This is a genomic window from Janthinobacterium paucivorans (assembly GCF_051380805.1).
Lineage (GTDB): Bacteria > Pseudomonadota > Gammaproteobacteria > Burkholderiales > Burkholderiaceae_D > Janthinobacterium > Janthinobacterium lividum_D.
Map to the genome: position 1 here is coordinate 130,195 of NZ_JBNYXR010000016.1, position 8,029 is coordinate 138,223.

The window sequence follows — 8,029 nt, forward strand, 5'->3', positions numbered from 1 at the left end:
CGCTTATTGCTTTGCATGAATGTCTCCTTGAAGGATTAATTTTTATAGTTGCCAGCTTTTGTCGCGTGTCAGCGGGGAGCTGGAAAAGCGGCAAGCCCCGATGCACTGCGCACAGCTTAGGCCACAAAAAAGACAAATGCAATAAAATTTTCAATATATATATAAATAGAAAATCATTTCTATTTTTACGATTCAATCCTATAATTCTCGCCAGAACCAGCCGTAGCGCAACTTGATACAGCGTCGCGGCCCAGCAAGCATACGGAGGAAAAAAACATGGCATCTACCGCCCCCATCGAACAACTGATGCAGCACATTGCAGCCGAGTACGACAATCTGTCGCGCCAGTTGAAAGTCATCGCCCAATACATCGAAAAGCACCGCGCCAGTTTGATGCTCGAGCGCATCAGCGACATCGCTAACGCCTGCGACGTGCAGCCGTCCGCCATCGTGCGCTTTGCGCAGCGCTTCGGCTACAGCGGCTTTTCCGAAATGCAAGACGTCTTCCGCCAGGCTTATACGGATCAGGCCGGCGCCACGCCCGACTACCAGCAGCGCATCCGCAAACTCATTTCCACGCGCGACGCCCCACTCAGCGCTGGCGACCTGACGCGCGAATTCGTCGGCGCCAGCCGTGCCGGCCTCGACGACCTGGCCACCAGCCTGGACGACGCGCAGCTGGAAGCGGCCGTCAACCTGCTGCTCAAGGCTGAAAATATTTATGTGATCGGCGTGCGCCGGTCGTTTCCGATCGCCTCCTACATCGCCTACGCACTCGAACACACGGACAAGCGTGTGCACTTGATTAGCGGACTGGGCGGCATGCACCGCGAACAGATGCGTAGCGTGCGGGCATGCGATGTGGCGATCGCCATCAGTTTCTCGCCTTACGGCAAGGAAACCCAGCAGTGCATCAAGGCGGCGCAAGACAAGGGCGCCAAGGTACTGGTCATTAGCGACAGCAAGCTCGCGCCGCTCGCGCGCGCCGCCGACGCGCTGTTGACCGTTACCGAGGGCAGCGCCTTCGCCTTCCGCTCGCTCACCAGCACCATCTGCCTGTGCCAGGCGCTGTTCATCGCGCTGGCATACAAATTAGAGCTCGACATCGAAGAAATCCACACCCCAGGAGAACATGATGATTGAAGTAGCGTTGTTCGGCGCCGGACGCATCGGCAAAATCCACGCGGCCAACCTGGCTGCACAAGCCGGCGTGCAGTTCAAGTACGTCGTCGACGTCAACGCGGAAGCGGCCGCCGCGCTGGCCCGCCTGCATGGCGGCAGCAGCGCCAGCGTGGAAACGGCGCTGGCCGACCCGGCCATCAAGGCCGTCGTCATCGCCTCCAGCACGGACACGCACGCGGACCTGATACTGCGCTCGGCCGCCGCCGGCAAGGCCATCTTTTGCGAAAAGCCGGTCGACCTGAGTATCGAGCGGGCGCGCGCCTGCGCCGCCGCCGTCCAGGAAGCGAAGGTCATCTGCATGCTGGGTTTCCAGCGCCGCTATGATCCCACTTTCAATGCCGTCAAAACGCGTCTTGACGCGGGCGAAATCGGCACACCGGAGCTGCTGGTCGTGACCAGCCGCGATCCGGGCCCGCCGCCGGTCAGCTACATCAACGTTTCGGGCGGCATCTTCAAAGATATGCTGATCCACGATTTCGACATCTTCCGCTGGATACTCGACGATGAAGCCGTCAGCGTACACGCCACGGGCAGCTGCCTGGTCGACCCGGCCATCGGCGCGGCGGGTGATCTGGACACGGCCGTCGTCACCCTGCGCACGGCGAAAGGACGCTTGTGCCAGATCAATGCCTCGCGCCGCGCTGCCTACGGTTACGACCAGCGCTTCGAAGTGCTGGGCAGTGCCGGCATGCTGCAGGCGGGCAACCACAAGCCGACGGAAGTGACGGCCTATGGCGCCGTCAACGTCAGCGTGGACAAGCCGGAAGACTTTTTCCTGGAACGCTACCGCGTGGCCTACGCACAGGAAATGGCGCACTTCTTTGACGCTCTCAGCCACGGCACGCCGCTGCGCACCACCGTCCACGATGGCTTGCAGGCCTTGGCCCTGGCCGAGGCAGCCACGCTGTCGTGGCGCGAGCAGCGCGTGGTCAATCTATAAACCAATAATAAAAATATCTGGAGACAGCATGTCATCGGCAACATTAAAAATCGGCATCGTCGGCCTGGGCCGGCTGGGCCAGCGCCATGCCATCAACCTGGCGCAGCGCGTGCCCAACGCCGCAGTGGTGGCCGCCTGCAGCCCCGTGCCGGAGGAACTGGACTGGGCCGCCAGCACGCTAGGCATCACCAGCGGCTATGCCCACTACGACGCCCTGCTGGCCCATCCGGGCCTCGATGCCGTCTTCCTCGTCACGCCCACCTCGCTGCATGCGCAACAGATCATCGCCGCCCTGCGCGCCGGCAAGCACGTATTTTGCGAAAAACCGCTGTCGCTGAACCTGGCCGACTGCCTGCAGGTGGAAGCGGAAGCGGCGCGCCACCCGCAGCTGACCGTCATGATCGGCTTCGTGCGGCGTTTCGATGCCAGCTACCATGACGCGCAGCAAAAGATCGCCCAAGGCTTGATTGGCAAACCATATCTGGTGCGTTCGCAAACCTGCGACCAGAACGACCCCAGCGGCGCCTTCATGCGTTTCGCCCCCACCAGCGGCGGCATTTTCCTCGATTGCAGCGTGCACGATATCGACCTGGCGCGCTGGCTGCTGGGCAATCCCGTTCCCAGGCGCGTGTACGCGAGCGGCACGAATGCCATTCACACAGGCTTGCAGGCGTACGGCGACGTGGATAACGGTCTGGCGACGGTCGAGTTTGCCGATGGCAGCATGGCCAGCTTCATGGCTTCGCGCACCATGGCGCACGGCCATGAAACCCTGACGGAAGTGTTCGGCACGGGCGGACGCCTGGCCGTGGGCAGCCATGCGCGCCTGAACCGCGTGGAAATCTCGGATGCGCATGGCGTACGCAATGAATGCACGCCAGACTTCTATGCCCGCTTCGCCGACGCTTTCCTGATCGAGGCGCAGGCATTTACCGATGCGGCGCTGGGCCGGCGCACCTTGTCATTGAGCTTGCATGACGCGACGCAAGCGACGCGCATCGGCATGGCCATGACGCAAGCGATGCGCGAAGCGCGGCCCGTGGAGCTGTAAGCGGTCAGAGGAAACAGGCAGCCGGCGCGCGTAACGCCTGCCTGGCTTCCCCTGCCGGGCGCAACCCCATGGCCGCTGCCTCATTGACAGTGGGATGATGTCGCGTGCACCTGCTGCCACGATGCGACGATGCAAACGACAACGGCCCGCCTGTCAGCTGACAAGCGGGCCGCTTTTTCTATGGCAGCGATGGCTTAGGCGATGCGTTCGCCATTGGCTGGATCAAACAGGGCAGCTTTCGACAGATTGAACGACAGCTGCATGGTCTGCCCCGGCAGCACCGCTTCGCGCGGATGCGTGCGGCAAGTCACGGCAGCACCGTTCAAGCGCGTCGTCAGCAGGGTATCGGGGCCGGTCGGCTCGACCAGGTCGATCAGGCAGCCCAGTTCCTGGCCCACGTCGCCATGCGCGCTGCTCATGTCCGTGATCTGTTCCGGGCGCACGCCCAGGATCACGTCGCGGCCCGCATAGCTGCGCAGCTTGTCGGCGGCAAATGGCAAGGCCAGGCGCATGCTCTTGCCGGCGTTCTCGATGGCGACAAACACTGCGTTGCCTTCGATGACAGGCTTGACGGTGACGAAATTCATCGACGGCGAGCCGATGAAGCCGGCGACGAACAGATTGGCCGGGTTATCGTAGATTTCCTGCGGCGTACCCAATTGCTGCACCACACCGTCTTTCATGACGGCGATCAGGTCGCCCATGGTCATCGCTTCGATCTGGTCGTGCGTGACGTAGACGATGGTGGCCTTCAGGCGCTGGTGCAGCAGCTTGATCTCGGCGCGCATTTCCACGCGCAGCTTGGCGTCCAGGTTCGACAGCGGTTCGTCGAACAGGAACAGCGAAGGCTTGCGCGAGATGGCGCGGCCCATGGCCACGCGCTGACGCTGGCCACCCGACAGCTGCGCCGGGCGGCGGTCCAGCAAGTGCGTGATTTGCAGCGTTTCGGCGACGCGCGAGACGATTTCTTCCTGCTCCGCCTTCGGCACTTTTTTCACGTTCAGGCCAAACGCGATGTTTTCGCGCACCGTCATCGACGGGTACAGGGCGTAGGACTGGAACACCATGGCGATGTCGCGGTCCTTGGGCGGCAGGTCGTTGACCACCTTGCCGTCGATGAGGATTTCGCCCGAGGTGACGCTTTCCAGGCCGGCTACCATATTGAGCAAGGTCGATTTTCCGGAGCCGGAGCCGCCGACGAGGATCAGGAACTGACCATCCTTGATGTCGATGTCGATGCCCTTGAGCACTTCGACGCCATTCGTGTAGACCTTGCGGATGCTGCGTATCGATAAACTGGACATATTCTTTCCTTAACCTTTGACTGCGCCTGCGGTCAGACCGCGCACAAAATAACGACCTGCGACCAGATAGACCAGCAGGGTCGGCAGTGCGGCAATCACCGCCGCTGCCATGTTGACGTTGTATTCCTTCACGCCCGTGGACGTGTTGACCAGGTTGTTCAAGCCTACCGTGATCGGCTGCGAATCGCCGCTGGCGAAGACGATGCCGAACAGGAAGTCATTCCAGATCTGCGTAAACTGCCAGATGATGCAGACGACAAAAATCGGGCCCGAAATCGGCAGCACGATCTTGCGGAAGATCAGGAAGAAGCCGGCGCCGTCGATACGCGCTGCCTTGATCAGTTCTTCCGGCACGCCGATATAGTAGTTGCGGAAGAACAGGGTGGTGAAGGCCGTGCCGTACACCACGTGCACGAAGACCAGGCCGCTGGTGGTATTGGCCAGGCCAAATTCGCCCAGCAGGCGCGCCATCGGCAAAATCACTACCTGGAAGGGAATGAAGCAGCCCACCAGCAAGGCGGCGAAGACGATTTCCGAACCGCGGAAGCGCCAGTGCGCGAACACATAGCCGTTGAAGGCGCCCAGGAAGGTTGAAATCAACACGGCGGGAATCACCATCTTGATCGAATTCCAGAAGAACGGCTGCATGCCCTCGCAGGTGACGCCGGTACAGGCCGAAGACCAGGCCTTGGACCAGGAGTCGAACTGCCACACGTGCGGCAATGCCAGCAGGTTGCCGCTGCGGATTTCGTCGAGCGACTTGAACGACGTCGACAGGGTCACGTACAGGGGCACGATGTAATATACCGCGAACAGCAGCAGCAGCAGGTATAACACCACCCGACCCAGGGTGAGTTTATGGTTACTTGTAGGAGTGTGTGTCATCTCATCGCCTTTGCGCTGCGAGTTTCCAGGTACATCAGCGGCACGAGCACGGCCACGATGGTGGCCAGCATCATCATGGCCGATGCCGAGCCCAGGCCCAGCTGGCCGCGGGTGAAGGAAAACTGGTACATGAAGATCGCTGGCACGGACGACGAATTGCCAGGTCCGCCAGCTGTCAATGCGATGACCAGGTCGAAACTCTTGATGGCGATATGCGCCAGGATCAGCAGCACGCTGAAGAACACGGGCCGCATGGCAGGAATCACGATGCGCCAGTAGATCGTCGGCAAGGACGCGCCATCGACTTGCGCCGCCTTGATGATTTCATCATCGATGCCGCGCAAGCCCGCCAGGAACAGGGCCATGACAAAGCCCGACGATTGCCATACGCCGGCGATCACCACCGTGTAGATGGCCATGTCGGAGTTCACCAGCCAGTCGAAGGTAAAAGAGGTCCAGCCCCAGTCGTGCATGACCTTTTCCAGGCCAAGGCTGGGATTGAGCATCCATTTCCAGGCCGTGCCGGTGACGATGAAAGAGAGCGCCATCGGATACAGGTAAATGGCGCGCAGCGCGCCTTCGGCGCGGATTTTCTGGTCCAGCAGGATCGCCAGGAACAGGCCGATGGCGATACTGCATCCGATGAACAGGACACCAAAGATGCCAAGGTTCTTGAGCGAGGTCCACCAGCGCTCATTGTCGAACAGCTCAACGTATTGCACCAGGCCGGCGAACTCGTAGTTCGGCATCAGCCGCGATTCGGTCAGCGACAGCCAACCGGTCAAAAAGATAAAACCATAGACAAATACCAAGCTGGCGATGAGCGTGGGGCCCAACACCATCTGCGGTATCCATCGGTCGAATTGCTTGCGTATGGACATAGTAGAGCCGTAGAGAGAACTGCGTGTGGCGCCGCCCTGGTCGAACGCCAGGGCGGGCGCCTGCGATGCATGCGATGCAGCGGGCGCCGGCGGGAGCACCGGCGCCGTTGTGATTACTTCACCTTTGCCGCTTTGGCCAATGCGACAACCGCGTCTTTCGAGCTCATGTTGGAATTCATGAACTTGGCGATGACGTCGGTCACGGCACCTTGCGTGGCCGATGGCAGCGCCATGCCGTGTGCGAACGATGGCACCAGGCCGCCGCTCTTGTTGGTGGCATCCATGTCTTCCATCGATTTCAGGGCGCAAGCGTCAAACTTGTCCTTGGAAACGCCGGAACGCACAGGGATGGAACCCTTGTTCAGGTTGAAGATCGCCTGGAATTTCGGATTCATGATGGCGTTGGCCAGGGCGATCTGCCCTTTCTTCGCATTCGCATCTTTTTGCGTGAACATGGCAAACGAATCGATGTTGAAGGTGTAGGCCTTGTCCGTGCCAGGAGCTGCCACGCACAGATAATCCTTGCCCGCCACCTTGCCGGCAGCCGTGAATTCGCCCTTGGCCCAGTCACCCATGAACTGGAAGCCGGCCTTGTTGTTGATGACCATGGCGGTAGCGAGGTTCCAGTCGCGGCCTGCTGCATCCTTGTCGATATAGCCCTTTACCTTGCCCAGGGTATCGAACACCTTGAGCATGGTTGCACCGGTCAATTCCTTCTGGTCCAGCTTGAGGAGGGCTTTTTTGTAGAATTCGGTGCCGCCCACGCCCAGCGCGACGGATTCAAACACGGTGGCGTCCTGCCATGGTTGGCCGCCGTGGGCAATGGCGATGCCGCCCGATTTCTTGATCTTTTCGGCCGCCTCGAAGAACGCATCCCAGGTAGTCGGGGTAGTGGTCACGCCGGCTTTTTTCAGCACTTCAGGATTGACCCACATCCAGTTGACGCGGTGGACATTGACCGGTGCGGCAACGTAGTGACCCTTGTATTTCATGATGTCGGCGACAACTTTCGGCAGCACGGCATCCCATTTTCCCTGGATGGCAGCATCATCGATATTGGCCAACACGCCTTCCGCGCCCCACTCCTGGATCGATGGACCCTTGATCTGGGCAGCCGTCGGCGGGTTGCCGGAAATGACGCGGGTTTTCAATGCGGTCGTGGCGTTTTCACCAGCGCCACCAGCGACGGCGAAGTCTTTCCAACCGAAGCCGCTTTCCTTCACGATTTGCTGCAACTGGCCCACGGACTTCGCTTCGCCGCCGGAGGTCCAGTAGTGCAACACTTCCACGTCGGTCGCAAAGGCGCTACCAGCAAATGCCAGGGTGGTCAGTGCGGCCAGTTGGGTAATCTTGAATTTCAGTTTCATCTCCACATTCCTTTTTTGATCAAGCTTTTAGGGGGCTTCGGCATACGCGGGCCGAAAAAGGTGAAAGCTGCGTCTGTGCCGACGCTCTTGTACTCAAGCCCGCTTACAAACGGGCATCATCTTCAGTCAAAAGACGGCGCCGTGATCCATGCCATGCTGACATTGTCTTTATATCACGGGACGGCGCCAAAAACGCATCCGCAAAGGATGCGCCAGGTTGATCTGCATTACAAACATCAATACTGAACAAAACCGTTTGGTTCGGTGCTTAGAACCAAGTTTCCACTTGGAAACCATACGACGTGCCGCTGGTATTGTTGTTGTAGATCGGGCCGCCATTGTTCGACGCGTTGACCGAAGCGGTAGCGGCATCGTTCCATTTGCCGTACGTGACGAAAGCGCGCAGTTCAGGACGCGAC

At 60.0% G+C, this 8,029-nt stretch carries 8 protein-coding genes; 3 read left to right on the top strand and 5 right to left on the bottom strand.

Annotated features, from left to right (window positions below; genetic code table 11):
• Positions 1–276: 276 nt before the first annotated feature.
• The 3 genes from ACQ4V8_RS18280 to ACQ4V8_RS18290 are packed head-to-tail and all read left to right on the top strand — an operon-like array spanning position 277 to position 3,173.
• Complete coding sequence (locus tag ACQ4V8_RS18280) at positions 277–1,143, top strand: MurR/RpiR family transcriptional regulator (protein ID WP_010397334.1); 867 nt, start codon at positions 277–279, stop codon at positions 1,141–1,143.
• Positions 1,136–2,122 (top strand): inositol 2-dehydrogenase, encoded by a 987-nt coding sequence (iolG, locus tag ACQ4V8_RS18285; RefSeq protein WP_010397332.1) that lies wholly within the window; start codon positions 1,136–1,138, stop codon positions 2,120–2,122. Before ACQ4V8_RS18280 ends, iolG begins: the two co-directional genes overlap by 8 nt.
• Before the next feature lie 28 nt (positions 2,123–2,150).
• Positions 2,151–3,173: a Gfo/Idh/MocA family oxidoreductase gene (locus ACQ4V8_RS18290; RefSeq protein ID WP_010397330.1), complete on the top strand. Its 1,023-nt coding sequence runs from the start codon at positions 2,151–2,153 to the stop codon at positions 3,171–3,173.
• A 194-nt stretch (positions 3,174–3,367) separates the two neighbouring features.
• On the opposite strand, the gene ACQ4V8_RS18295 is transcribed toward ACQ4V8_RS18290, so the two are convergent.
• The 5 genes from ACQ4V8_RS18295 to ACQ4V8_RS18315 form a co-directional block, all read right to left on the bottom strand.
• Positions 3,368–4,477, bottom strand: coding sequence for an ABC transporter ATP-binding protein (locus tag ACQ4V8_RS18295; RefSeq protein WP_010397327.1), 1,110 nt, complete (start codon positions 4,475–4,477; stop codon positions 3,368–3,370).
• Between the two features lie 9 nt (positions 4,478–4,486).
• A complete protein-coding gene (locus ACQ4V8_RS18300) occupies positions 4,487–5,362 on the bottom strand; it encodes a carbohydrate ABC transporter permease (protein WP_043461406.1) in 876 nt (291 codons plus the stop codon).
• Entirely contained in the window at positions 5,359–6,243 is an 885-nt protein-coding gene (locus tag ACQ4V8_RS18305) for a carbohydrate ABC transporter permease (protein ID WP_010397323.1), read from the bottom strand. The genes ACQ4V8_RS18300 and ACQ4V8_RS18305 overlap by 4 nt, the downstream gene beginning before the upstream one ends.
• 113 nt (positions 6,244–6,356) lie before the next feature.
• On the bottom strand, positions 6,357–7,610 hold the full coding sequence (locus ACQ4V8_RS18310; protein ID WP_010397321.1) for an ABC transporter substrate-binding protein: 1,254 nt from the start codon (positions 7,608–7,610) through the stop codon (positions 6,357–6,359).
• A gap of 268 nt (positions 7,611–7,878) precedes the next feature.
• Positions 7,879–8,016, bottom strand: a complete 138-nt coding sequence (locus ACQ4V8_RS18315; protein WP_258001197.1) for a carbohydrate porin — start codon at positions 8,014–8,016, stop codon at positions 7,879–7,881.
• Between the last annotated feature and the right edge of the window lie 13 nt (positions 8,017–8,029).